The sequence below is a fragment of the Streptomyces bambusae genome (assembly GCF_020532645.1).
Classification (GTDB): domain Bacteria; phylum Actinomycetota; class Actinomycetes; order Streptomycetales; family Streptomycetaceae; genus Streptomyces; species Streptomyces bambusae.
The window spans coordinates 1-24,070 of sequence record NZ_JAJAUZ010000083.1; the positions used below are offsets into that span (position 1 = coordinate 1).

The following is a 24,070-nucleotide window of genomic DNA, read 5'->3' on the forward strand; positions in this document are numbered from 1 at the left end:
TTCGCCTCGGTTGGCGATGAGCACCTTGCGCACGATGGCTCCCTCCTTGAAACAAGCTGAGTTTAGGGACAGCCGACACGGCCTTTCGACCCGTCCCCAGAGGTGACCTTGCCCACACAGAGCGTGATGCGCGTGCTGCGCCCCTGCCGAAAACCCTTGTGGCGCCGTGGACCAGGGGAATCCCCGACTGCACAGTAACCCCGAGCTGTGGCCAAGGTCTCTGTCCGCGCGCGCGCCGGCCAGGGCCGATTCTTTGTGGAGTCCCTACGAATGGGCGAATGATTCTTTGCCGTTCCGCAAGAGCTGCAACGAACCCGTGCACATCTCTTGTCCCGGGGTTTACTCGTTAGTAGCCTCCGGGGGGTCGAACACACTTCGTACGTGCTTCAGGCGTGGATGGGGGCGTTGTGGCGCGCAGACTCGTGGCCGGGGTGGCCGCACTGTTGCTGTTCGCCGAGGCCGTCGGCTTCGTCCTGGTCAATCACGTTCTGGCCACCGTGGCCGACCGGCAGTCCATGTCCATAGCCGAGATGGACTCGGACGTGATGGTCGCGGGCACGTACGTGATGGGCGCCGCGATGGGCGGCTACCTGCTGTGCTGCGGTCTCGCCCTGCTGGCGGCCGCGCTGCGGGACCGGGCGCCGGGGCGCTTCGGCCGGGTGCTGCTGATCAGTTGTGCCGTTGCGCACGGCGTACTCGGCGCGCTGGCCGTCGGCCTCGTCGGCTGGCACGGCTTCGCCTTCATGGCGACGGTGCTCGTCCTCGACCTGCTCGCCCTGACCCTCTACGGGAAGCGGGGGCCCGGCCGGGAGGCGCCGGCGGATCCCGCGGGCGGCGCGGGGCCGGAGCAGGGCGGTCCGGTGGCGGACCGGCTGCCGCCGCCCGCCACCGCCTGAACGTTCTTCCGCTCCCCGGCCGTTGACCGGTCAGGCCCACAAGTCGGTGATGGAGACGTCCAGTTCGCCGAGGAGTGAGCGCAGTAGCGGCATCGAGAGCCCGATCACGTTGCCGTGGTCGCCGTCGATGCCGTCGATGAAGGGGGCCGAGAGGCCGTCCAGGGTGAACGCGCCCGCCACGTGCAGCGGTTCGCCGCTCGCCACGTAGGCGGCGACCTCGGCATCCGTCGGCTCGCCGAAGCGGACCGTGGTGGAGGCCGTCGCCGAGACCTGGCGGCCGGAAACCGTGTCGATCACGCAGTGGCCGGTGCGCAGCACGCCGGCCCGGCCGCGCATCGCCTTCCAGCGGGCGGTGGCCTCGTCGGCGTCCGCGGGCTTGCCGAGCGCCTCGCCGTCGAGTTCCAGCACCGAGTCGCAGCCGATCACCAGGGCGCCCGCGGCGGCCTCCTGGCCGGCCACGACGGCCGCCTTGGCCTCGGCGAGCACCAGGGCCAGCTCGGCCGGGCTGTCGGCGTTCAGGGCGTCCTCGTCCACCCCGCTGACGATGACGTGCGGGGCGAGCCCGGCCTGCCGCAGCAGGTTGAGGCGGGCGGGGGAGGCGGAGGCGAGCACCACGGGGCGCGGCGAAGGCTGGTCAGTCATGCGGCCCATCGTAGGAGCCCGGCGGGGCCGCCCGTACGGCCGTCAGGGGAGGCCGGGCTAGATGCCCAGCACGTAGACGACGACGATCATGGCGATCACGAGGATCACGGTCATGCGGCGGATCATCGCCTGGGCTTCCCGCATGTCCTGCGGCGGCTCGTTCTTCGGGTCGGACCAGAGCATGCCAGGATCCTCGCGCGCGGACGCCGACGGCGCCTGAGTACGGGTACTCAGGCGCCGTCGGCAGGACCCTCAGGAGGGCCAGTAGGTGCGTCCCCAGGCCCGCGGGCCGGGCTGCGGGAGCCGGTGCCGGGCCACCCGGGCCGGGTCCGACCAGCCCTCCGGGACGGCCGGAGCCGTGCCCGGCACCGCCGCGGCGAGCGCCGCGGCGCGGGCTTGGACCACCGCCAGTGCGGCGGCCAGCTCCTCGGGGGTCGGGTTGCCCTTGACGACCTTGATCATTGGTGAGCCCCTTCCTGGACGAGTGCTCGGAGCGGGGTCAGAGCGGGATGTTGCCGTGCTTCTTCGGCGGCAGCGACTCGCGCTTGGTCCGCAGCTGACGCAGTCCCTTCACGATGTGCGCGCGGGTGTCGGACGGCAGGATCACCGCGTCGACGTAACCGCGCTCGGCCGCGACGTACGGGTTGAGCAGCGTGTCCTCGTAGTCGGCGATCAGCTCGGCGCGGGTCGCGTCCTGATCCTCCGCCGCCGCGATCGTCCGCCGGTGCAGGATGTTGACCGCGCCCTGCGCGCCCATGACGGCGATCTGGGCGGTCGGCCAGGCCAGGTTGAGGTCGGCACCGAGGTGCTTGGACCCCATGACGTCGTAAGCGCCGCCGAACGCCTTGCGGGTGATGACGGTGATGAGCGGAACGGTGGCCTCGGCGTAGGCGTAGATGAGCTTGGCGCCGCGCCGGATGATTCCGTTGTACTCCTGGTCGGTGCCCGGCAGGAAGCCCGGGACGTCGACGAAGGTCAGCACCGGCACGTTGAAGGCGTCGCACGTCCGCACGAAGCGCGCCGCCTTCTCCGAGGCGTCGATGTCCAGGCAGCCGGCGAACTGCATCGGCTGGTTGGCGACCACGCCCACCGGGTGGCCCTCGACCCGGCCGAAGCCCGTGACGATGTTCGGCGCGAACAGCGACTGGGTCTCCAGGAACTCGCCGTCGTCCAGCACGTGTTCGATGACGGTGTGCATGTCGTACGGCTGGTTCGCGCTGTCCGGGATCAGCGCGTCGAGCTCCAGGTCGGAGTCCGACGTCTCCAGGTCGGCCTCCTCCGGGAACGCCGGCGGCTCGGACAGGTTGTTGGACGGCAGGTACGACAGCAGCGACTTGACGTACTCGATCGCGTCCTTCTCGTCGCCGGCCAGGTGGTGCGCCACGCCCGAGGTGGAGTTGTGCGTGCGGGCGCCGCCCAGCTCCTCGAAGCCGACGTCCTCGCCGGTGACCGTCTTGATGACGTCCGGGCCCGTGATGAACATGTGCGAGGTCTGGTCGACCATCACCGTGAAGTCCGTGATGGCGGGGGAGTAGACCGCACCGCCCGCGCACGGGCCGACGACCAGTGAGATCTGCGGGATGACGCCGGAGGCGTGGGTGTTGCGGCGGAAGATCTCGCCGTACATGCCGAGGGCCATGACGCCCTCCTGGATGCGGGCGCCTCCGGAGTCGTTGATGCCGACGACCGGGCAGCCGGTCTTCAGCGCAAAGTCCATCACCTTCATGATCTTCTGGCCGAAGACCTCGCCCAGCGAGCCGCCGAGCACCGTGAAGTCCTGCGAGAACACGGCCACCGGGCGGCCGTCGACGGTGCCGTAGCCGGTGACGACGCCGTCGCCGTACGGGCGGTTCTGCTCCATGCCGAAGTCGGTGGAGCGGTGCCGGGCGAACTCGTCGAGTTCGACGAACGAGTCCTCGTCCAGCAGCAGGGCGATCCGCTCACGGGCCGTCAGCTTGCCCTTGGCGTGCTGCTTCTCCACGGCCCGCTCGGACCCCGCGTGGACCGCTTCGTCGATGCGGCGCCGGAGATCGGCGATCTTTCCCGCGGTGGTGTGGATGTCGATCTGCGTCGCCTGCGACGACTCTGAGGGTTGTGACATCGGGGTCGCGGCTCCCTGCCTGGTCAACCTTATGACTGCGGATGGCTACTGACCCGTAGCGTATCGGCGCGCATGGCGCTCGGCAGTGCGGCGTTCCCCACACCTAATCTGGCTTGCATGACGCCTTCGGATGCCTCAGCCCCCGCATCGTCCGGCCGCTGGTCGAGCCTCGACCGGCCGCCCCTCAGCGCCGCCTCCCTGGAGCGCTCCCTCGTCACCCCGGACGGTCTGTGGACCTCCGTGGAACTGGTCGAGAGCACCGGCTCGACCAACACCGACCTGGCCGCCCGCGCCGCCGACCTCCCCGAGGGTGCCGTGCTCGTCGCCGAGGAGCAGACCTCGGGCCGCGGCCGGCTCGACCGCACCTGGTCGGCGCCCGCCCGGTCCGGACTGTTCTTCTCCGTCCTCCTCAAGCCCGATCCGGCACGGGTGCCGGCCGAGCGGTGGGGCTGGCTCACCCTGCTGGCCGGGGTGGCCGCGTCGAGTGCGGTCTCCCGGGCGGCCGGCGTGGACACGGCCCTCAAGTGGCCCAACGACCTGCTGGTCACCGTCGACGGCCACGAGCGCAAGACCGGCGGCATCCTCGCCGAGCGGGCCGGCGACGGCGTCGTCATCGGCCTCGGGCTGAACGTCACGCTCACGGAGGACGAGCTCCCGGTGCCCGCCGCCGGCTCCCTGGCGCTCGCCAAGGCCGCCGTCACCGACCGCGACTCCCTGCTGAAGGCCGTCCTGCGCGCACTGGAGGACTGGTACGGGCGCTGGACCGAAGCCGGCGGCGACCCCGCGGCCAGCGGCCTCCAGGAGGCGTACGCGGCGGACTGCGCGACCCTGGGCCGGCACGTACGGGCCGAGCTGCCCGGCGGCCGGGAGCTGACCGGCACCGCGGAGGCCGTGGACGCGGACGGCCGGCTGGTGGTCCGGACGGCCGAAGGCGACCGGGAGGCGGTCGGCGCGGGCGACGTGGTGCATCTGCGCGCCGGGCACTGAGCGGCCCGCGGACGGTGCGGCGGAAGGTACGGCCGGTGGGGAGTGAGCTACGGCACACCTGCCGTATGGTTTAGGCGATCGCCGGTCCCGTCGGTGATCACCTGGTTCGGCAGGGCAGTGCGCGCGGAATGGACAGGAGGCGGCCCTTGACCGTCGACGACGCTGGTTCCGGCGCACCCGGAACCACCGGTCACACCGCCCCGGGCACCCCCATCGGCCGTGACCAGCACACTCCGCTCCACGAGGTCGACCACACGGCCGAACCGACCGCCGACCCGCTCGCCATCCGGCTGGAGCAGCTGATCCTCGGCGCCGAGCGCCGCTACACCCCCTTCCAGGCCGCCCGCAGCGCCGGTGTCTCGATGGAGCTGGCCTCCCGCTTCTGGCGGGCGATGGGCTTCGCGGACATCGGCCAGGCCCGGGCGCTGACCGAGGCCGACGTGCTGGCGCTGCGCCGGCTGGCCGGCCTGGTGGAGGCCGGGCTGCTCAGCGAGCCGATGGCGGTGCAGGTGGCCCGCTCCACCGGTCAGACCACGGCGCGGCTCGCGGAGTGGCAGATCGACTCCTTCCTGGAGGGGCTGACCGAGCCGCCGGAGCCGGGGATGACCCGTACCGAGGTCACGTACCCGCTGGTCGAGCTGCTGCTGCCGGAGCTGGAGGAGTTCCTCGTCTACGTCTGGCGGCGGCAGCTCGCCGCCGCCACCGGCCGGGTGGTGCAGGCCGCCGACGACGAGGAGATGGTCGACCGGCGGCTCGCGGTGGGCTTCGCCGACCTGGTCGGCTTCACCCGGCTGACCCGCCGGCTGGAGGAGGAGGAGCTCGGCGAGCTCGTCGAGACCTTCGAGACCACGGCGGCCGACCTGGTCGCCGCGCACGGCGGCCGGCTGATCAAGACCCTCGGCGACGAGGTGCTGTACGCGGCGGACGACGCGGGCACCGCGGCGGAGATCGCGCTGCGGCTGATCGAGACCATGGAGAACGACGAGTCGATGCCCGAGCTGCGCGTCGGTATCGCCTTCGGCACGGTGACCACGCGCATGGGCGACGTCTTCGGCACCACCGTGAACCTGGCCAGCCGGCTGACCTCGATAGCTCCGAAGAACGCCGTCCTGGTGGACGGGGCGCTGGCCGAGGAGCTGGGCCGGACCGGGGACGCGCCGGTCTCGGAGAAGACCGCTGCGGCGGAGGAGGGCGCCGGCTACCGGTTCGCGCTCCAGCCGATGTGGCAGCGGCCGGTGCGCGGGCTGGGCGTCGTGGAGCCCTGGCTGCTGACGCGGCGGGCCCCTAAGATCCCCGGTTGACGATAACGACCGTTAACCGTCATGCGTTCACCGGGAGGGTCGAGGGATGGCTGAGCAGCGCTTCGGAGAGTTCGTCGCGGTACGGCGGGAAGGCGACGGGCACGTCGCGGAGCTGGCGCTGGACCGCCCCAAGGCGATGAACGCAGTGTCGACCGAGATGGCGCGCTCCATCGGGGCGGCCTGTACGGCGCTGGGCGCGGACCCGTCGGTGCGGGTGGTGGTCCTGACCTCGACGCACGAGCGGGCCTTCTGCGTGGGCGCGGACCTGAAGGAGCGCAACTCCTTCACGGACCTCGATCTGGTGCGTCAGCGGCCGACCGCTCGGGGCGCGTACACGGGGGTGCTGGAGCTGCCGGTGCCGACGATCGCGGCCGTGCACGGCTTCGCGCTGGGCGGGGGCTTCGAGCTGGCGCTGTCCTGCGACGTCATCGTCGCCGACGAGACGGCGCTGGTGGGGCTGCCGGAGGTGTCCGTCGGCGTGATCCCCGGCGGCGGCGGTACGCAGCTCCTGCCGCGCCGGGTCGGGGCGGCACGGGCCGCCGAGCTGATCTTCACCGCGCGGCGGGTGGAGGCGGCGGAGGCCGCCGCCCTGGGGCTGGTGGACGAGGTGGTGCCGGCGGGGTCCGACCGGTCCCGGGCGCTGGAGCTGGCGGGGGTCATGGCGGCGAATTCGCCGGTGGGGCTGCGGGCGGCGAAGCGGGCGTTGCGGCTCGGGCACGGGCTTGATCTGCGGGCCGGGCTTGAGGTCGAGGACGCGGCCTGGCGGTCCGTCGCCTTTTCCGGTGACAGGGCGGAGGGTGTGGCGGCCTTCAACGAAAAGCGCCGCCCGAACTGGCCTGGCGAGTAACCCTTCCCGAGGCTCCGCCTCGACCCCGGCGGGGCGGATTTCGGGGCTTTGCCCCGGACCCCGGTCCTCAAACGCCGGACGGGCTGGATTTCGGGGCTCCGCCCCGGACCCCGCGCCTCAAACGCCGGCGGGGCTGGATTTCGGGGCTCCGCCCCAGGCCCAGGTCCTCAAGCGCCGGACGGGCTGAAAGATTTCGGGGCTCCGCCCCGGACCCCGCGCCTCAAACGCCGGCGGGGCTGGATTTTGGGGCTTCGCCCCGGACCCCGGTCCTCGAGCGCCGGACGGGCTGGATTTCGGGGCTTCGACCCGGACCCCGGTCGTCAAGCGCCGGACGGGCTGGAGGGTGCGGTGGAGTCCGGACCCTGCGCCCCGAATGCCGGCGAGGCTGGAGGGCGCGGCGGCGTCCGGGAAATCAAGCCCGTCCGGCGTTTGAGGACCGGGGGTGTGGGGGCGGAGCCCCTGCGAGCAGGACACGGCTCGGCGGGGCGATGCCGCGTGCATCCAGCCCGTCCAGGGGGTACCTCCCGGCCCCCTGGGCCGGGGGAGGTTGAGGGCGGGGGTAAATGAGGGCAAACAGGGGCTTAGTACGTAGCCTGGGGGGATGGGAGTTGATGGGCGGCTGCGGGCCGTGGTGGGGCTCGCACAGGCGATGGCCGCAGCACACACGCCCCGCGAAAGCCTCCGCGCCGCAGCAGGGGGCACCCGCCAGGCCATGGCCGGCAGCTTCGCCGCCATCTCCGCCTGGGAGCGGGACCGCGGCCGCCTCCGCGTGCTCGTCAACGAGGGGGCGAGACGGGACGGCGAGGAGGAGTTCCCCGCCGACGAGTCCTACCCCGTGCACGACTTCCCCGAGATCACCGAGTTCCTCCACGAACGCTGGGCCGGCGGCGGCGCCCCGCCCGCCTGGGTGGAGTCCGCCGCGTCCGGCAACCACCGCGCGGCCGGCCTGCGCCGCCGAGGCCGCGGCAGCTGCGTCGTCGCGCCGGTCGTCCTGAACGGCCGCGCCTGGGGCGAGCTGTACGTGGCCCGTGAGGCCGGTGACCCCCCGTTCGGTCCCGACGACGCCGAGTTCGCCACAGTACTGGCCGCCGTCGTCGCCGCCGGGCTCGCCCAGAACGAGCGCCTGGAGGAGGCCCGGCGGCTGGCCTTCACGGACCCCCTGACCGGTCTCGCCAACCGCCGCGCGGTGGACGTCGCCCTCGACGAGGCCCTGGAACGGCACCGCAGCGAGAACGCTGTGGTCAGCCTCGTCGTCTGTGACCTCAACGGGCTCAAGCGGGTCAACGACACCCTCGGCCACGCCACCGGCGACCGGTTGCTGGAACGGTTCGGCTCGGTGCTCAGCCTGTGCGGGGCCAAGCTGCCGGGTGCGCTGGCCGCGCGGCTCGGCGGGGACGAGTTCTGCCTGGTCTCGGTGGGGCCGGCGGCGGATGCGGTGGTGGCGGTGGCCGAGGAGCTGTGCGAGCGGGCGGCCGGGCTGGAGCTGGGGGAGGGGGTGGCCTGCGGGATCGCCTCGACCGGGGATCCGATCGGGGCGGTCCGGTCCTCCCGGCGGCTGTTCCGGCTCGCGGATGCGGCGCAGTACCGGGCCAAGGCGGACCGCTCGCCCAAGCCGGTCGTCGCCGGGCGCGACCGGGCGGTGCTGCCGTTGGCTGACGCGCCTCAGCCGGCCGTTGCTGCCGAGCGGAGGCGTTTCCGGGGCCGCGACTGATCGTGCCGCCGTCGGTCGGCCGCGCCCCGATCCGCCGTAAGGGGCGGGGTTGGATTTGGCTAGTGACATGTTGGGATTCAGTCCGTAGGCTGCTGAATATGGATATGCACACTGTCGTGGTGGGGACGTCCGGGACCACCGCCGAGGACGTCATCGCCGTCGCCCGCGGCAACGCGCGCATCGAGCTGTCCGCGGACGCCCTGGACGCGCTCGCCCGCGCCCGCGAGATCGTGGACGCCCTGGCCGCCAAGCCCGAGCCCGTCTACGGGGTGTCGACCGGATTCGGCGCCCTCGCCACCCGGCACATCAGCCCCGAGCTGCGCGCCCAGCTCCAGCGCAACATCGTCCGCAGCCACGCCGCCGGCCTCGGCCCGCGCGTCGAGCGCGAGGTCGTGCGCGCGCTGATGTTCCTGCGCCTCAAGACGGTCGCCTCCGGTCACACCGGCGTGCGCCCCGAGGTCGCCCAGACCATGGCCGACGTGCTCAACGCCGGGATCACCCCGGTCGTCCACGAGTACGGCTCCCTCGGCTGCTCCGGCGACCTCGCCCCGCTGTCCCACTGCGCGCTCACCCTGATGGGCGAGGGCGACGCGGAGGGCCCCGACGGCACCGTCCGCCCGGCCGGCGAACTGCTCGCCGAGGCCGGCATCGCCCCCGTCGAGCTGCGCGAGAAGGAGGGCCTGGCCCTCCTCAACGGCACCGACGGCATGCTCGGCATGCTGGTCATGGCCCTCGCCGACCTCCGCACCCTCTACACCTCCGCCGACATCACCGCGGCGCTCTCCCTGGAGGCCCTGCTCGGCTCCGAGAAGGTCCTCGCCCCCGAGCTGCACGCCATCCGCCCGCACCCCGGCCAGGGCGCCTCGGCCGCCAACATGGCCGCCGTCCTGAAGGGTTCCGGGCTCACCGGGCACTTCCAGGAGGAGTCCGCCCCGCGCGTCCAGGACGCGTACTCGGTGCGCTGCGCCCCGCAGGTGGCCGGCGCCGGCCGGGACACCCTCGCGCACGCTGCGCTGGTCGCCTCCCGCGAACTGGCCGCCGCCGTCGACAACCCGGTGGTGCTGCCCGACGGCCGCGTCGAGTCCAACGGCAACTTCCACGGCGCGCCCGTCGCGTACGTGCTGGACTTCCTCGCGATCGTCGCCGCGGACCTCGGTTCCATCGCCGAGCGCCGCACCGACCGGCTCCTCGACAAGAACCGCTCGCACGGGCTGCCGGCGTTCCTCGCGGACGACGCCGGTGTGGACTCCGGCCTGATGATCGCCCAGTACACGCAGGCCGCCCTGGTCAGCGAGATGAAGCGGCTGGCCGTCCCGGCGTCCGCCGACTCCATCCCGTCCTCCGCGATGCAGGAGGACCACGTCTCCATGGGCTGGTCCGCCGCGCGCAAGCTGCGTACCGCGGTCGACAACCTGAGCCGCATCGTCGCGATCGAGCTGTACGCCGCCACCCGCGCCATCGAGCTGCGCAAGGGCCTCACCCCGGCCCCGGCCAGCCAGGCCGCGATCGCGGCCGTGCGCGCCGCGGGCGTCGAGGGCCCCGGTCCGGACCGCTTCCTCGCCCCCGACCTGGCCGCCGCCGACGCGTTCGTGCGGGCGGGCGGGCTGGTCGCGGCCGTCGAGCCGGTGACGGGCCCGCTGGCCTGACGCCGTGCCGCGCTCCCCGGTCCGCCTGTCGGGCCGGGCGAGCGGAACCGTAGCGGAAGCGAGGGGCCGCCCCCGGGAATCCCGGGGGCGGCCCCTCGTGCAGGTCCGGTGCGCGGCCGGTCAGCACCTCCGGGACTGCCGTACGGAGAACGTCACGAACCCGGCCCCGATGCCGAGGCAGATGGTGCCCCCGACCAGATACGGAGTCGTGTCGGTGCCGCCCGTGTCGGCCAGGGCGAGGGGCTGTGCGGCCTCGCCCTGCGCCCGCAGCGAGGTGCCGGCGGCGGCCGCGTGGGCCGTACCGGAATGCTCGGTGGTGGCATTGGCCGAGGGGACGAACCAGAGTGCGGTGAGGAGAGTTCCCGCTCCGATGGCGGTGAGCAGCGGGCGACGTGCGGACACGGTTCGATCCCCCTTGTAGAGCAGCGAATTGGCCGTGTGCGCCGATGCTAATGAAAGGGGCGGGTCGTGGGAAAGCCAGGGGTCCCCGAGCCTTAGTCTCCGACACATGAGCACTTCAGAGTCATCACGGTACGTACGGCTTCGGGTGGATTTGGTGCTGGAAGTGGTGGAACCGGACGCCCTGACCGGGGCGGCCATCGACCACATCGCGGCGGACGAGTTCATGCCCGACGAGGAGCGCGGACACGCGGAAGCGGCCGTGCGCGAAGACGAAGCGGAAGCCCTCGCCTACCTCATCGACCCCTTCAGCCTGGTCTCCGAGGTGCCGGGCGTCGAACTCGCCCAGGCCTCCTGGAGCACCGAGCCGGTGGAATACGACCCCGAGTCGATGGAGTGGGACCTCGACGAGGAAGATGGATCCTTCGCAGACAGCGAAGGCGACGCAGAAGACGGCGGACACGGCCGCGCGGAGCGGGCCCCGGCCGACGACCGGTAGCCCGCCGAGACCGGCACGGAACCCGGGACGGCCGTGGGATTGGCCACATCCGGACCGGAGGTGGAACCGGGCCCGCACGTGGGAGCGTTGTCAGGAGAGGCAGGGAGGTCCTCCGGGACCGCCCTGCCCGGGGATTTTCCGGGGTTTCGGCAACGATGGAGAAGCGTGTGAGGACGGACAGCAAGCGGCGGCGCAGGGCCCTGGCGGCGGCTTCCGCCCTGCTCGGCGGCGTTCTGGTGCTGACGGCGTGCAGCGGCGACGACACCAAGGCCGGCGGTGACGGCGGCACCAACTCGCAGGCCGACGTCGACGCGGCCGCGGCCAAGGACGCCTCCAAGGCCCAGATAACCGTCACGCCGAAGGACGGCGACACGAAGGCCAGCATCAACAGCTCCGCCGCGGTGACCGTCAGCAACGGCACCCTGACGCAGGTGGAGATGAAGAGCGCCGACGGCCCCGTCCCCGGCAAGATCTCCGCCGACGGCAAGAGCTGGAAGCCCGACGCCAAGCTCAAGCGCGGCACCAAGTACACCCTGTCGGCCACCGCGAAGGACGCCGACGGCCGCGAGGCCCACGAGAACGCCACGTTCACCACCGTGTCGCCCGACGACAGCTTCATCGGCTCGTTCACGCCCGAGGACGGCTCGAAGGTCGGCGTCGGCATGCCGGTGTCGATCCGCTTCGACAAGCCGATCAAGGACCGCAAGGCCGTCCAGTCGGCGATCACCGTGAACACCACCAGCGGCCAGGAGGTCGTCGGCCACTGGTTCGACTCGCAGCGCCTGGACTTCCGGCCCGAGGACTACTGGAAGGCCAATTCCACCGTCACCATGAAGATGTCCCTGGACGGCGTCGAGGGCGCCCCGGGCGTGTACGGCGTGCAGGAGCGCACCGTCACCTTCACGGTCGGCCGCAACCAGGTCTCCACCGTGGACGCGAAGACCAAGCAGATGACGATCAAGCGCGACGGTCAGGTGATCAAGACGATCCCGATCTCCGCCGGCTCCCCGGAGAACCCGACGTACAACGGTCAGATGGTGATCTCCGAGAAGTTCAAGGAGACCCGGATGAACGGCGCCACCGTCGGCTTCACCGGCAAGGACGGCAAGGGCGAGTACGACATCAAGGACGTCCCGCACGCCATGCGGCTGTCGACCTCCGGCACGTTCATCCACGGCAACTACTGGGGTGCCGACTCCGTCTTCGGCAACGCCAACACCAGCCACGGCTGCGTCGGCCTGAACGACACCCAGGGCGCCAACGACCCGAACACCCCGGCCGCCTGGTTCTACGACAACTCGCTCATCGGCGACGTCGTCACGGTCGTGAACTCCCCGGACAAGGAGATCAAGCCGGACAACGGCCTCAACGGCTGGAACCTCGACTGGTCCGCCTGGAAGGCCGGCTCCGCCGTCTGATCCCCCCCGCTCCCCGCACACCCCCCGGCCCGCGCCGGGGGGTGTTTGCGTGGAAAAGCCCTGGAACGGGTGCGTCCGGCCTGCCTAGGGTCGCCGGTATGACTCTGCCGAAGATCACGACGCTGGACGCGCCCCCCTCCGCCGCCGACGTGGACGCCTGGCTGGCCGTGCTGGCCGGGGCGCACGCGCACGACCTCCCGGGCGTTCCGGGGCCGGGCCGCACCGAGACCGCCGGCCGGCTCGGGACCCCGCCGGTCCGCGGCCGGGCGGTGTGCTTCGCCGGGCTCGCGGGCGGGGAAGCCGGCCGGGACGCCGCCGCGGGCGTCGCCGCGGAGGCCGCCCCGGCCGGGGGCACGGGCGGAGCCGGAGCGGCAGCCGGGGCCGGTTTCGACGGGATCGCCGCGCTGCTGCTCTACAACGACCCCGGCAACGCCCATGCCGCCTTCGTCGACGTGCTCGCCGTCCACCCGCGCGCCCGCCGCCGCGGCCTCGGCACGGCGCTGTGGGAGCAGGTGCGGGCCGAGCTGGCCGCCGCCGGCCGGACCACCGTCAGCACGGTCGTCGACCTCGGCGGCCCCGGCGAGGCCTTCGCCCGCTCCCTCGGCTTCGAGAACGTCCTGCCGATGGCCTGGTACGTCCAGGACACCTCCGGCCCCGTCGCCGCGGCCGGGCTCCCCGAGGGCTACCGCTTCGTCGAATGGCCCGGCATCGTGCCCGACGAGCACGCCGACGCCGCCGCGGCCGCCCACCGGGCCATGGAAGACGCCCCCGGCGGCGACCTCGACGAGCAGCCCCCGCTGTGGGACGCCGAGCGGCTGCGCGCCGCCCAGCGGCTGGTCCTGGCCCGCGGCGGCCGGATGCTCACCACCGCCGCCGTGACCCCTGCCGGCGAGGTGGCCGCGTACACCGAACTCGTACTGCCCGACCCGGCCGGCGAACGGGCGCTCCAGTACGACACCGTGGTCGTGCCCCGGCACCGGGGCCGCGGCCTGGGCCGCGCGGTCAAGCTGCGGATGCTCGCCGGACTGCGGGACCAGTACCCGCACGTCCGGCAGATCGCCACCACCGTCGCCGACGAGAACACGCCCATGCGGACCGTCAACGAGCAGCTCGGCTACCGCCGGGAGCGGGCCTGCGGCTACTTCCAGCTCGGGCTGTGACCCGGGGAGCGGAGCCGGGCCGGGCGGTGCGCGCTACGGCTTCCATACGTACCGGACGTCCGGCTCCCGCTCCTCGTTCGTCGCACCGTCGGTGCGCTCCGCCGCCGCGAAGCCGTGCCGCTCGTAGAACCGGTGCGCGGGCGCGTTGACCTGGAACGTCCACAACTCCAGGCCGGCGGGCGAGAGTTCCTTCGCGAGGTCCACAAACCGGTCGCCGAGCCCCTGCCCGCGCCGCTCCGGCGCCAGGTACAGCTGCTCGATCACCCCGTCCTCCAGCACCATCATCCCGGCCGCCGCCCCGTCCGCGTCCCGGGCGATCCAGGTGCGGCCGGCGGGCACGATGACGTACGAGAACCAGCCGCGCACCTCGTCGTCGGTGTGCGCGCGGCGGACGCCGGGCAGCGCCGCGTCGTACGAGCGCAGCCACACCTCCGCCACGTCCTCGGCGTCCTCGGAGCGGGCGGTTCCGATGGTGAAACTCACAGGCGTGCGGCCTCCGTGCATGCGCCCCGCAGCGGGGCGGGCGAGTGTGTCGAAGGCCCAGGAGATCCCACCGGCGGGGGGTCGGCGCAACTGATTTGTGCGCCGCCCCCCTTGAGGCGCCGCCCCCGCCCGGTCAGGCCTGCGGCGGGGCGCCGTCCAGGTGGAACGCCACGTCGGCCGCGCCCTTCAGGGCGATGTCCCGCATGTCGCAGAAGTGCTCCGCCTGGTCGTCGCCGCGGTACCGCCAGGGCAGTGCCCCGACGTACCCGTCGACCAGCCGGAAGTTCTCGGCCGACTCGTCCACCCGGCCCTGCAGCAGGCAGTAGTACGCGAGCAGGTGGCGCACCTCCGCCAGCCGCGGGTGCGAGGCGTCGGCGGCGGCCACGTCGCGCAGCGCCGCGTCGACCCGCCGCTGCATGGCCTCCGACTCCACGTCCTCGGGCTCGTCCGTGCCCTCCGCGTCCTCGCCGTCGTGCTCGAAGAACGCGATCAGCGGGAACGCGGTCAGCAGGCTGCCCGCCGGAGCCGCGGCCGCGGCCTGCTCGGCGAACGCCATCGCCAGCCGGCGCGAACCCCGCCACTTCTTGCACCAGTACTGCAGCGCAGAGAAGTGCGCCTCGTAGTGGTGCGGGGCGCGGGCCGTCACCTCGGCCCAGATCCGGTCCATCTCGGCGCGCGGTGCGCCCAGGCCCAGCGCCACCCAGATCGCGGCGATGTGCGGGGTCGGGTCGTCCGGGTTCAGTTGCGCGGCCCGCTCGATGTCCGCACCGGCCTGCTCCAGCACCCGGTGGAAGCCCTCGAACTGCTCGCGCGAGGTGTACCGGGCCCGCTTCGCGCCGCGGACGTTCCACGCCAGCACCACCGTGCTGCGGGCGCGCACCACCGCGGCGTCCGGGCAGTCCCGCCGGGTCTGCTCCCAGGCCGTCAGCCAGGTGTCGTCGTCGGCGGCCAGCTCGCCGAGCAGGTACGTGAACGCGGACCGCCGCTCCCAGTCCCGCCCGATCTCCGTCAGCACCGCCGCGGCCGGCTCCCAGCGCCCCTCGCGGACGGCGTCCAGCGCGGCCCGCTCGGCGGCCGGCAGCGGCGCGGCCAGCGCGGTGTCCTGCCGCTCCGCCGGCACCAGCCCTGCCACCGCCGCGTCGTGCCGGTCACCGCCCCGCGAGACCCGCACGTATTCCCTGACGAACACCCCGCCCAGCCAGACGAGGAAACCGACGGTCGGAACCGCCAGCACGATGAGCACGATCATGAACATGCACGAAATCGTAGAGCGCCCTTTTCCCGCCACCAACAGCCGAGATCCGGCCATCCTGGCGGCGGGTGCCGCCTCAGCCCGCCGGGCGGGGTGACTCGGCCTCGGCGAGGAGGAGTTGGGCGGCTCGGGACCAGGTGACCTCGCGTGCGAGGTGGTCGCGGAGCTCGGCGGCCTGCCGGGCGGCGGTCTCCCGGTTGAGGAGGACGCGCTCGATGGCGCGCTCCCATTCGTCGGTGTCGAGGGCGATGTCGCCGGTCATGGGGACAACGAGGGAGGCCACCTGCTCCTTGCCGAGGTGGCGCTCCAGCAGCATGGCGAGACCGCTCTCCTGGCCGACCAGCAGTGGTACGCCGAAGGTGATCGCCTCCACGCCCACCAGGCCGAAGCCCTCGCTCCGCGAGGGCATCACGACCAGGCTGGCGCTGCGCATCTCGTCGTCGATCCGGTCCGCGTCCGCCGTGTACTCACGTACCTGCACGTCGAGCTGCGGGTTTCCGGCCCAGCGGCACAGGTCTGCGAGCAGCGCGTCGCCGGTCCCCTCGGGAGCGCCGCGTACGACCAGCCCGGGCACCTTCAGCCCGCGGCGGGAGTTCCGCCCGTGCACCCGTCCGCAGGCGGCGGCCACCAGGTCGAGGCCCTTGAGCCGGTGGTCCTCGGCCCGCCCGAACAGCAGCACCGACCAGGGCGCCCCCGGGGGCGGAGCGTACGGCCGGCCTGTTGCAGGGGTGTCGAAGCCGGGGTCGATGCGCAGCGGATCGGCCACCCCCCGGTTCGCGAAGTGCTTCAGGTAGCGCTCGTGCAGCCGGGGTCCGATGGCGACGACCCGGTCCGCGGTGAGGCCGAGCTGCTGCTCCAGGGTGGTCCGGTTGTCCGCCCGCCGGACGGCTCCGGCCTCGTCCTTGAGCCGCTCGATCTCCTCAGGTGCCATGTGGAGGACGTGCAGGCGCCGGGCCTCCGGGAAGGACGTGTCCACCAGGTGCTTGGCGTACGGACCGGTGATGCGGCCGTGTCCGATGACCAGGCCCGGCAGTACCCCGTCGGGCAGCGGCGGACGCTGAACCAGCATGTGAGGGCCGTCGGGTGCGCCGGGAATCGGATCCGGCACGACCAGCTTCACCCCCGCCGCATCGGCCTCCGCGACCTCCTCCGGCGTCGCCTCGGGCACGTAGCAGTACACGGTGGCGCCTTCGGCGGCCATGGCGGTGCACAGGTTCCGGTTCAGGGTGCTGAGGCCGCCGTGCACGGAGGACCACTCGGTGGCCACGGCGAGGACGACGACGGGTGCGGAGGCCGGCTCGGCGGGTGCGGGTGCGGGTGGCAGGGCCGACATGGGCGCGGGTGCCGGCGCGGGTGCCGGCGCGGGTGCCGGGGCGGGCGCCAGGGCCGGTGCCGGAGCGGCCGGGGCCACGGCGGTGTCCTGGTCCTGGTCCTTGCCGAGGACGTTCAGGATCCGTCCGATCTGCTTGCGCAGGTCGACCCGCCGTTCCTCCCGGAGGGTGATGGGGGCACCCGCGCTGTCCAGCGTGGCGACCAGCAGGAAATCGACGAGGTACTGCCCCCTCGGGAGCGTGGCGGGCGCGTACCCGGCCGCGGACCGCAGGTCCTGCCCGGAGCCGGTCCGGTCACCCTGGAAGAGCCGGCCCAGCGCCCCGTTGTACAGCGCCAGCGCGCGGTCGTTCGAGGCGGTCGCCAGCCCGACCGCCCGGTCCGCCCACAGGACGGCATCCAGATACCGGCGGCCCGCCAGCGCCATGTAGGACTGGGCGTTCGCCGCCAGGTGTGACTCCTCCAGCTCCCACGCCGCCGCGAAGTGCTCCGTGGCCTCGGTGGCAGCCTGGGCCCGGTGGTGAATGGCGCCGGCCACGAGGTGGTTCCTGGCGAGGGCGGAGCGCAGGGTGCCGGTGGTGGTCCTGGCCCACTCGTGGATCCGCTCGCGGCTCAGGGTCAGCGGCTGCTGCTCGGTGGTCAGCGTGCCGCCGAGCTGCTTCACCCGCTGTGCGGCGGCCGTGAACTTCGGTGCCTGCGCCAGATCGATGCCCGACACCCAGCCCGCCGTGGCATGGCTGCCGTAGGACACCGTGATAGTGGTGAGTTCGAGTTCCCGGCGCGGCGGGGCGAGGATGACCGCCCGGTGCACGGAGGTCAGCTCCCCGTGGTCGAGCCCGTTCTCGCCGTCGAGCTGCTGCATGGCCGCGAGCGCGCGCTTCATCGTGGCCGGGTCCTCGCTGGTGACGATCGAGATCTGGCCGCGCCGCTTGGCGAGCGCCGACAGCTGCTGGTTCAGCGAGCGGGCGAGCAGCCCTTCGACGGTCTCGTGGCCGGTGAGCGGTGTCCGGGACTGCCCCAGCGTCCGCTTGGTCCACAGCCGTACGTAGATCTCGTCGAAGAGTTCCGTGGTGCCGGCGAGGGCGATCACGTCCTGGTCGGCGAGGAGGCCGTCCGCGACCAGGCCGGCCCGCACCCGCTCCAGGTCGTGCCGGGTGATCGAGGGCTTCTCGGCCAGGTTGTACGCGAACCACGCCTCGTCCGCGGTGGCGTGGTCGAGCCCCGAGGACAGGACGCCGAAGGCACGCAGGTCGCGCTTGTTCATGGCCCGGACGGCGCGGATGAGCGGGCGGTCCAGGACGTGCCGGTCCCGGACCATCCGGGACATGACCCCTTCGAGCATCTCCGTGGTGAGTTCCATCGTGGCGGACTCGCCGTTCTGCCAGCGCTCGAACATCTCCGAACCGTAGAGCTGGATCGCGTACGGGTTGCCGTCCGTCAGATCCCGCAGGGACTCGACCGTCTCGTCGCAGTCCGTGAAGCACCGCTCGTCGAGCTCCAGGCTCTGCAGGGGCAGCAGCAGGCATTCCCGTACGTCGTCCTCGTCGGTGAACCGCTCCACCTTGATCTCGCGGAACTGCCGCATCATCGGCGCGTGCACGTCGGTGATCCGTCCGATCAGCTCCGAGGTGCCGGCGAGGACGAGGACCAGGCCCTGGACCTCGTCGGTCAGGAAGCGCAGCATCGACAGCACGACCGGGTCCGACGCCATCAGCTGGGCCTCGTCGACCAGCAGCACCAGCGGCCTGCCCAGCAGTCCCATCAGGTACCGGAGGTCGGCGCGCAGCGCCGGCTGGGACACCTGCCCTCCGGTCGGGGCGAGCGCCAGCGCCTCGGGGAACTCCAGCGGGTGGTCCGGCGGGGGCGTGGCGGTGCCGGACACGAACCGCCGCACCTCGGACGCCGTGAACGGCACCTCGACCCCGAGCCGTCGCGCCTCGGCGAGCACGGCGTCGATCAGTTCCTCGTACAACTGCCGGAAGAACGCCTTGGGTTCGGCGCACTCCTCGACCAGCGCGAACTGCACCGGGAGCAGGCCGCGCTCCCGGGCCATCCGCGCGGTCGCGTGCAGGAGGCTGGTCTTCCCGGCCATCCGCTGGCCGTACAGCACCAGGCAGCGCGAGCGGCGGTCGAGCGCGGTCTCGTCGAGGTCGGCCGCGATGTCCTTGCGCTCGTCGGCCCGGCCGGCGAACACGGCGTCCTCGCGGACCGGATGGCTGTAGTTGTACGGGTTGCTGTACAGCTGATCGTTGCGCAGGCTGGAAATCTCCACGGGCCCCCTCACCTCGTTCCGATCCTACGACCCGTCAACGTCCGCCGGGCCGGGCCGAGTCGGAACGGTCCGACCGGGTGAGGGGGGTACTCCCGGAGTCTCCCGTGCTCTGCCTGCGGGCTCCGCTACGGCGCCTCGGCGATCCCGACCGGGCAGGACACGCCCGTACCGCCGATGCCGCAGTAACCGCCGGGATTCTTGTCGAGGTACTGCTGGTGGTACGGCTCGGCGGGCCAGAACGGGCGGGTGTCGGCCGGGAGGACGGCGGTGGTGATGGCGCCGTGCCCGGAGGCGGTCAGGGCGTCCTGGTAGGAGGCGCGGGAGGCCTCGGCGGTCTGCTGCTGGGCGTCGGAGTGGGTGTAGACGGCGGACCGGTACTGGGTGCCGACGTCATTGCCCTGGCGGAAGCCCTGGGTGGGGTCGTGCGCCTCCCAGAACACCTTCAGCAGCGTCTCGTACGACACGGCGGCCGGGTCGAAGACCACGCGGACCACCTCGGCGTGGCCGGTGAGCTCCGAGCACACCTCCTCGTACGAGGGGTTCAGGGTGTAGCCGCCCTGGTAGCCGACGAGGGTGGTCCACACGCCCGGGGTCTGCCAGAACTTGCGCTCCGCCCCCCAGAAGCAGCCCAGGCCGAAGTCCGCGACCTCCAGGTGCGCGGGGTACGGCCCGGCGAGGGGGTTGCCGAGGACGGTGTGCACGGCCGGGACCGTGAACAGGGGCTCCGGGCGGCCCTTCAGGGCCTGCTCGGGGGTGGGCAGCTCGGGGGTGCGGCGGCCGTACAGCATGGCGGGGCTCCTCGGGGACGCAGGGGCGGCAGTCGTAGAACGCACGACCGCCCACCCGGATTCCCGACGACGCACCGGCACTCCTCCGAAAGGCCGGGGCCCGCTCCGCGCCGGGCCCGCACCGCCCCGGCCGCCGGCCCGCGGCAGCTCCGCCTCGGGCCGCCTCGCCTCAGACCGCCTCGCTCCTGCCCTTGCCGTCCGCGTCCGCCTCGCCCGCCGCCAGCAGCGCTCGCAGGGGGCCGGTGTCCGGTCGGTCGGCGACGGCGGCGTCCAGGGCCGGACCGAGTCGGCCGGCGAGCCCGGGGGACAGGTCCAGCCGGGCCGCTTCCGACCAGGACAGCTCCCAGCGGGCCGCGCCCCGGTCGGCGAGTTCGAGGACGACGAGCTGCCGCAGCCCGCTGTGCAGGCCCGGGCGGGCGAACTCGCGGGCCGCCCGGCCGGTCGCGGCGCGCGCCGCACCGGACTGCGGGAGCTGGTCGCCGATCCGCCACAGCGCGCCCGCGTCGATGGCGTCGAGCATCGCGGAGGCCGTGCCCGGCCCGCCGCGCTCGGCGGCCACCGCGGCCCGCAGCGGCCCGCTCGCGGCCTCCCGCTCGGCGCGGATGCTCTCGTGCACCAGCTCCGGCCAGTCCACCCGGCGCAGCCCGAGGGCCTGCGGCGTCAGCGCGTACTTCTCGATCTCGGCGAACCGGCCGTCCGCGTCGGCGAGCAGGCCCAGGGACGGCCCGGCGCTCTCGCCGCCGCGCCCGTCGTACGGCAGCGCCTCGATCCGGGCGACCCGCTCCGCCATCGGCGGGTGCGTGTCGTACGGGCCCTCGGCCGCGTCGGGCAGCCGGCCGTGCAGCCCGGACAGCTCGTCGGCGCGGGCCGCCAGCAGCCGGCGCAGGCCGCCGAAGACCTCGCCGGGGCGGGGCAGCAGCCCTGCGTCCACGCCGATCGTGGCGTAGCACCTCATGTAGTGGTCGTGCGCCGCGTCCAGGGCGCAGGTGGCGCGCAGCGCGGCGGCGGTGGCGTCGCGGCCGGCGATGCGGGCGGCGGCCAGGTCGGCGGCGAACTCCTGCCGGCGGGAGTCCGAGCGGGTGGCCCGGACGTAGAGCTTCGCGTAGCCGGTGTAGATCCGGGCCATCGTGCGGTACGTGATGCCGGAGCCGGAGGTGTCGACGGCCTTCGCCTCCTTGCCGCGGGCGACCCGCTTGGCGGCCCGGCGCTCCTGCCGGGCCCGCTCCTTGGCGGCGGTGTTCTCGGCCCTCTCCTCGAAGTGGCCGATGGTGCGCAGCACCTGCGCCTGTCCGCGGCCGACGAGCGCGCCGAGCCGGGTGTCGGCGTGCACGAAGTGGCCCAGCTCGTGGGCGACGACCGCGCGCAGCTGCGTCTCGTCGAGGCCGGCCATGAGGGAGAGCCCGAGGTACATGCGGCGCGGGCCGGGCAGCAGGCCGCCCAGCCGGGCGTCCTCGGTGACGGCCGCGTTGACTCCGGCGACCAGCACGATCTCGTCGGGGGCGCGGGTGCCGACCTGCTCGGCCAGCTCCCGTACGGTCTGCCACAGGCGGGGCTCGTCGGCCTCGGTGACGCGCGGTCCGGGGGTCTCGCCGTCGTCCCGCGGGGTGCGGAGCATGACCATGCCGCGGACGACGGGGACCGCGAGCAGCACCGAGACGATGATCACCTTGGTGTAGACGAAGCCGGCGGTCCAGGTCACGGCCGCCCAGTCGATCGCGGCGAGCGCGCCGAGCAGCAGCAGCCCGAGCAGGTGGAACCCGGCGAGCAGGACGAGGGCGCGTACGGCGCGCAGGGTGGGGGCCATCAGCGGGCCCCCGCCGGGCCGGAACCGGAGCCGGAGCCGGAGCCGGCGGCCGTGCCGGCGGCCGCCGCGGCCTTCCCGGCCGGGCTCTGCAGGACCGCCCAGGCGGCGAGGCCGCGGGCCTTGTGGAACTCGGTCACCGGGTCCTTGTCCTTGTGCTTCCAGGGGTAGGCCCCGCACCAGGGCCCGATCTGCCGGAACACCGCGAGCGCGAGCGGGTGCAGACCGGCCTGGCCGAGGTAGTGCGCGAGCAGGTGGCGCAGCCGCGGCAGGTCCTCGTGGTGCTCGGGCACCAGCGCCAGGGCGTGCGCGACCTGGCCGAGCAGGGCCTTGCCCGAGTCGGTCGACAGGGCCGGCCGGGCGCTGCCGTTGCGGGTCTCCAGCTCGTACAGGGCGTGCAGCCACAGGCCGGGCAGGGTGCTGCCGGGCGGGGCGTACCGGACGGCGGCGGTGGCGAAGTCGAGCATGGCCTCGTCGGAGCCGTACCACTTGGCGCACCAGTACTGGAGCGCCTGCCAGTGGGCGGCCGCGTGGTGCGGGGCGCGCTCGCACAGTTCCTGCCAGATCTTCTGGAACTGGCCGGCGCTGTACTGCATGCCGCGGGCGGTGGTGGCCATCACGATCCACGGGCCGGGGTGGCCGGGGTCGAGGGACGCGGCCCGCTGGGCGGCCGTCATGGCCTCGGGCAGCAGCCGGCGGAACTCCGCCATGGCGGCGGCGGGCACCTTGCGGGCGTACTCGCTGCCGCGGACCGCCCAGGCGCGGTGCAGCAGTACGGCGGCGGCCACGGTGGCGGCGTCGCAACTGCCGGGCTGCTCGGCGCGCCAGTCGGTCAGCCAGCCGTCGCCGTCCTCGGCGAGGTGCTGGAGGAGTTCGAGCCGGTCCCAGCGCTCGTCCCAGTCGGTGCCGGCGGCTTCGGCGTACGCGGCGGCCGGCCGCCAGTCGCCCGCCCAGACGGCGTCGGCGACGGCCTGCCGCTCGGCGGTGACGTGCGCGGGGGCGGGCGGCCCGGCCCGGGTCGGGTCGAGCGCGTCGAGCGGTACGAGGCCGTGCTCGGCGGGGACGAACCCGGTACGGATCCAGGTGAACGGGCGGCTGTGGCGGACGGCCTTGGTCAGCACGTAGACCAGGGCGAAGGCGGCAAGGGCGAGCAGGTACGGGAGCACGGCCGGATCCTCTCCGGCCGTGATCACTCAGCGCAACATTTTTGGCTAACGATCCGGTCCCTCTGCCGCGGCTCTCCGTCCGACCCTCCGCAAGGCCCTCCGTACGCCTCAGTGCGGCAGCGTCGCCGGGGACCCGCCGTTCGCCTCGTAGCCGGCCACCGCCAGCGCCCGGTACACCGCGTACTCGGCCGCGGGGTCCTCGCTGTGCGACCACGGCAGCGCACCCACGCAGCCGTCCACGTGCCGCAGCTGCTCCATGGCCTCGGCCCACCGCTCCGCCCGCACCAGGAAGAACAGCAGCAGGTGCCGTACGTGCGCCAGCATCGGGTCGTCCGGCCGCGCCGAGTTCACCGCGTACAGCGCGCCCTCCAGCGCCCGCGACACCACCGCGCTCTGGTAGAAGCCGGGGGACAGGGTCAGGTCGGGCAGGTGCTCGAACACACCGAACAGCGGCAGCGCCGCCAGCAGCGAACCCCGCGGCGCGCGGGCCGCGGCCGCGTGGGTGAACGCGTCCGCCTGCTCCCGGGAGCCGTGCCACTTCTCGCACCGGTAGTGCAGGGCCGCCAGGTGCGCGCCCATGTGCTGCGGCGCCCGGTCCAGCACCTTGGCCCACAGCTCGTCGAACTCCGGCTCCCCGTACGCCAGCCCGCGGGCGATCGCCAGCTCCGTGATGTACGGCACCGGGTCCCCGGGCGCCAGCAGCGCCGTCTCACGGCAGGCCGTACGCGCCTCCTCCAGGATGATCCGGTGGTCGTCCGAGCCGACCCCGCCGGACGCCCGCCACGCCTGCTGCACCAGGAACTCGGCGTGCACCTGCGCACCGCCCGCGTCCTTGGGTGCCTCCAGCCGCCAGGCCCGCAGCCAGCTCGCGCCGGTTCCCGGCTGCTGCGCCAGCTCCAGGGCGGCCGCGCCCGCGAAGGCCTGCACCCGCTGCCAGCGGACCTCGCCCTCCTTCGGGGTGCCGGCCAGCAGCTGCGAGGCCGCCCGCCAGTCCTGGCCGCGCTGCACCAGCCCCAGCACGTCCATCAGGTCCTCGTCCGGCCCCGGCACCCGGACGTCCAGCAGCTCCTGCCGTACGAAGCCGTAGTCGGCCGGGTCGGCCGCGTCGGGGGCGCCCGGCGACACCAGGCGCAGGCCGCCGCGCCGGCGGCGCACGTACGGCACGACCACCATCGCCAGCATGCCCATCGCGATCAGGAACCACAGAATCTCCATGCCTCCAGCGTTCCACATCGCCGCGGCCGGCCCCCTTCCAGGCCTCGGGGCCCGGAGTGCCGGTGCGCGTGCAGCCGCGGGTGCAGGCCTTAACGGGGGAATCCCCGGGCACGCCGCCCCCCAACACCCGCCCCGCCGGATGCCCCGCCCCTAGGGT

The 24,070-nt window shown here is 73.4% G+C and carries 21 protein-coding genes; 9 read left to right on the plus strand and 12 right to left on the minus strand.

Translation table 11 applies throughout. The features are described from left to right. The first annotated feature begins 407 nt into the window (after positions 1-407). Complete coding sequence (locus tag LG634_RS33830) at positions 408-896, plus strand: hypothetical protein (protein ID WP_226739722.1); 489 nt, start codon at positions 408-410, stop codon at positions 894-896. Positions 897-926: 30 nt separating this feature from the next. Here LG634_RS33830 and LG634_RS33835 read toward each other — a convergent pair whose 3' ends face one another. The 4 genes from LG634_RS33835 to LG634_RS33845 form a co-directional block, all read right to left on the minus strand. Then, complete coding sequence (locus LG634_RS33835) at positions 927-1,547, minus strand: Maf family protein (RefSeq protein WP_226739724.1); 621 nt, start codon at positions 1,545-1,547, stop codon at positions 927-929. A 48-nt stretch (positions 1,548-1,595) separates the two neighbouring features. Beyond that, positions 1,596-1,721: a morphogenic membrane protein MmpB gene (gene mmpB, locus LG634_RS38090; RefSeq protein WP_264203946.1), complete on the minus strand. Its 126-nt coding sequence runs from the start codon at positions 1,719-1,721 to the stop codon at positions 1,596-1,598. 69 nt (positions 1,722-1,790) lie between these two features. Further along, positions 1,791-2,000: an acyl-CoA carboxylase epsilon subunit gene (locus tag LG634_RS33840; protein WP_226739726.1), complete on the minus strand. Its 210-nt coding sequence runs from the start codon at positions 1,998-2,000 to the stop codon at positions 1,791-1,793. 37 nt (positions 2,001-2,037) lie between these two features. After that, entirely contained in the window at positions 2,038-3,639 is a 1,602-nt protein-coding gene (locus LG634_RS33845; protein ID WP_226739728.1) for an acyl-CoA carboxylase subunit beta, read from the minus strand. A 117-nt stretch (positions 3,640-3,756) separates the two neighbouring features. Between LG634_RS33845 and LG634_RS33850 the strand changes: the two genes are divergently transcribed. The 5 genes from LG634_RS33850 to hutH all read left to right on the plus strand — a co-directional run bounded on the left by LG634_RS33850 (position 3,757) and on the right by hutH (position 10,131). Beyond that, positions 3,757-4,626: a biotin--[acetyl-CoA-carboxylase] ligase gene (locus LG634_RS33850; RefSeq protein ID WP_226739730.1), complete on the plus strand. Its 870-nt coding sequence runs from the start codon at positions 3,757-3,759 to the stop codon at positions 4,624-4,626. Between the two features lie 146 nt (positions 4,627-4,772). After that, positions 4,773-5,927, plus strand: a complete 1,155-nt coding sequence (locus tag LG634_RS33855) for an adenylate/guanylate cyclase domain-containing protein (RefSeq protein WP_264203947.1) — start codon at positions 4,773-4,775, stop codon at positions 5,925-5,927. A gap of 46 nt (positions 5,928-5,973) precedes the next feature. Further along, a complete protein-coding gene (locus LG634_RS33860) occupies positions 5,974-6,774 on the plus strand; it encodes an enoyl-CoA hydratase/isomerase family protein (RefSeq protein WP_226739732.1) in 801 nt (266 codons plus the stop codon). A gap of 601 nt (positions 6,775-7,375) precedes the next feature. Beyond that, positions 7,376-8,485, plus strand: coding sequence for a GGDEF domain-containing protein (locus LG634_RS33865; protein ID WP_226739734.1), 1,110 nt, complete (start codon positions 7,376-7,378; stop codon positions 8,483-8,485). Between the two features lie 104 nt (positions 8,486-8,589). Then, positions 8,590-10,131 (plus strand): histidine ammonia-lyase, encoded by a 1,542-nt coding sequence (hutH, locus tag LG634_RS33870; RefSeq protein ID WP_226739771.1) that lies wholly within the window; start codon positions 8,590-8,592, stop codon positions 10,129-10,131. A 120-nt stretch (positions 10,132-10,251) separates the two neighbouring features. Here hutH and LG634_RS33875 read toward each other — a convergent pair whose 3' ends face one another. Next, positions 10,252-10,533 carry a hypothetical protein gene (locus LG634_RS33875; protein WP_226739736.1) on the minus strand — a complete coding sequence of 94 codons (282 nt, stop codon included), beginning with the start codon at positions 10,531-10,533 and terminating at the stop codon, positions 10,252-10,254. Positions 10,534-10,639: 106 nt separating this feature from the next. Between LG634_RS33875 and LG634_RS33880 the strand changes: the two genes are divergently transcribed. From LG634_RS33880 to LG634_RS33890, 3 genes are all read left to right on the plus strand, one after another. Continuing rightward, on the plus strand, positions 10,640-11,029 hold the full coding sequence (locus tag LG634_RS33880; RefSeq protein WP_226739738.1) for a hypothetical protein: 390 nt from the start codon (positions 10,640-10,642) through the stop codon (positions 11,027-11,029). 155 nt (positions 11,030-11,184) lie between these two features. Further along, positions 11,185-12,447 (plus strand): L,D-transpeptidase, encoded by a 1,263-nt coding sequence (locus LG634_RS33885; protein ID WP_226739740.1) that lies wholly within the window; start codon positions 11,185-11,187, stop codon positions 12,445-12,447. A gap of 98 nt (positions 12,448-12,545) precedes the next feature. Beyond that, positions 12,546-13,607, plus strand: coding sequence for a GNAT family N-acetyltransferase (locus tag LG634_RS33890; protein WP_226739742.1), 1,062 nt, complete (start codon positions 12,546-12,548; stop codon positions 13,605-13,607). A gap of 33 nt (positions 13,608-13,640) precedes the next feature. Here LG634_RS33890 and LG634_RS33895 read toward each other — a convergent pair whose 3' ends face one another. The 7 genes from LG634_RS33895 to LG634_RS33925 all read right to left on the minus strand — a co-directional run bounded on the left by LG634_RS33895 (position 13,641) and on the right by LG634_RS33925 (position 23,913). Further along, the gene (locus LG634_RS33895) at positions 13,641-14,090 is read right to left on the minus strand and encodes a GNAT family N-acetyltransferase (protein ID WP_226739744.1); all 450 of its coding nucleotides are present in this window, start codon (positions 14,088-14,090) and stop codon (positions 13,641-13,643) included. A gap of 133 nt (positions 14,091-14,223) precedes the next feature. Continuing rightward, a complete protein-coding gene (locus tag LG634_RS33900; protein WP_226739746.1) occupies positions 14,224-15,345 on the minus strand; it encodes a hypothetical protein in 1,122 nt (373 codons plus the stop codon). A 73-nt stretch (positions 15,346-15,418) separates the two neighbouring features. Continuing rightward, positions 15,419-18,943 carry an AAA family ATPase gene (locus LG634_RS33905; protein ID WP_226739747.1) on the minus strand — a complete coding sequence of 1,175 codons (3,525 nt, stop codon included), beginning with the start codon at positions 18,941-18,943 and terminating at the stop codon, positions 15,419-15,421. A 125-nt stretch (positions 18,944-19,068) separates the two neighbouring features. Beyond that, positions 19,069-19,731 carry a peptide-methionine (S)-S-oxide reductase MsrA gene (gene msrA / locus LG634_RS33910; RefSeq protein ID WP_226739749.1) on the minus strand — a complete coding sequence of 221 codons (663 nt, stop codon included), beginning with the start codon at positions 19,729-19,731 and terminating at the stop codon, positions 19,069-19,071. Between the two features lie 169 nt (positions 19,732-19,900). Further along, positions 19,901-21,535 carry a M48 family metalloprotease gene (locus LG634_RS33915; protein WP_226739751.1) on the minus strand — a complete coding sequence of 545 codons (1,635 nt, stop codon included), beginning with the start codon at positions 21,533-21,535 and terminating at the stop codon, positions 19,901-19,903. Further along, positions 21,535-22,725: a hypothetical protein gene (locus tag LG634_RS33920; protein ID WP_226739753.1), complete on the minus strand. Its 1,191-nt coding sequence runs from the start codon at positions 22,723-22,725 to the stop codon at positions 21,535-21,537. Before LG634_RS33920 ends, LG634_RS33915 begins: the two co-directional genes overlap by 1 nt. A gap of 81 nt (positions 22,726-22,806) precedes the next feature. Beyond that, positions 22,807-23,913, minus strand: coding sequence for a hypothetical protein (locus LG634_RS33925; protein WP_226739755.1), 1,107 nt, complete (start codon positions 23,911-23,913; stop codon positions 22,807-22,809). Between the last annotated feature and the right edge of the window lie 157 nt (positions 23,914-24,070).

What these genes read in the sequence shown, in the direction of transcription:
- hutH (WP_226739771.1), top strand. Translation starts at nt 8,590, where the DNA reads ATGCACACTGTCGTGGTGGGGACGTCCGGGACCACCGCCGAGGACGTC.
- LG634_RS33835 (WP_226739724.1), bottom strand. Translation starts at nt 1,547, where the DNA reads ATGGGCCGCATGACTGACCAGCCTTCGCCGCGCCCCGTGGTGCTCGCC.
- LG634_RS33860 (WP_226739732.1), top strand. Translation starts at nt 5,974, where the DNA reads ATGGCTGAGCAGCGCTTCGGAGAGTTCGTCGCGGTACGGCGGGAAGGC.
- LG634_RS33915 (WP_226739751.1), bottom strand. Translation starts at nt 21,535, where the DNA reads ATGGCCCCCACCCTGCGCGCCGTACGCGCCCTCGTCCTGCTCGCCGGG.
- LG634_RS33925 (WP_226739755.1), bottom strand. Translation starts at nt 23,913, where the DNA reads ATGGAGATTCTGTGGTTCCTGATCGCGATGGGCATGCTGGCGATGGTG.
- LG634_RS33850 (WP_226739730.1), top strand. Translation starts at nt 3,757, where the DNA reads ATGACGCCTTCGGATGCCTCAGCCCCCGCATCGTCCGGCCGCTGGTCG.
- LG634_RS33865 (WP_226739734.1), top strand. Translation starts at nt 7,376, where the DNA reads ATGGGAGTTGATGGGCGGCTGCGGGCCGTGGTGGGGCTCGCACAGGCG.
- LG634_RS33900 (WP_226739746.1), bottom strand. Translation starts at nt 15,345, where the DNA reads ATGTTCATGATCGTGCTCATCGTGCTGGCGGTTCCGACCGTCGGTTTC.
- LG634_RS33845 (WP_226739728.1), bottom strand. Translation starts at nt 3,639, where the DNA reads ATGTCACAACCCTCAGAGTCGTCGCAGGCGACGCAGATCGACATCCAC.
- mmpB (WP_264203946.1), bottom strand. Translation starts at nt 1,721, where the DNA reads ATGCTCTGGTCCGACCCGAAGAACGAGCCGCCGCAGGACATGCGGGAA.
- LG634_RS33890 (WP_226739742.1), top strand. Translation starts at nt 12,546, where the DNA reads ATGACTCTGCCGAAGATCACGACGCTGGACGCGCCCCCCTCCGCCGCC.
- LG634_RS33885 (WP_226739740.1), top strand. Translation starts at nt 11,185, where the DNA reads ATGGAGAAGCGTGTGAGGACGGACAGCAAGCGGCGGCGCAGGGCCCTG.
- LG634_RS33840 (WP_226739726.1), bottom strand. Translation starts at nt 2,000, where the DNA reads ATGATCAAGGTCGTCAAGGGCAACCCGACCCCCGAGGAGCTGGCCGCC.
- msrA (WP_226739749.1), bottom strand. Translation starts at nt 19,731, where the DNA reads ATGCTGTACGGCCGCCGCACCCCCGAGCTGCCCACCCCCGAGCAGGCC.
- LG634_RS33880 (WP_226739738.1), top strand. Translation starts at nt 10,640, where the DNA reads ATGAGCACTTCAGAGTCATCACGGTACGTACGGCTTCGGGTGGATTTG.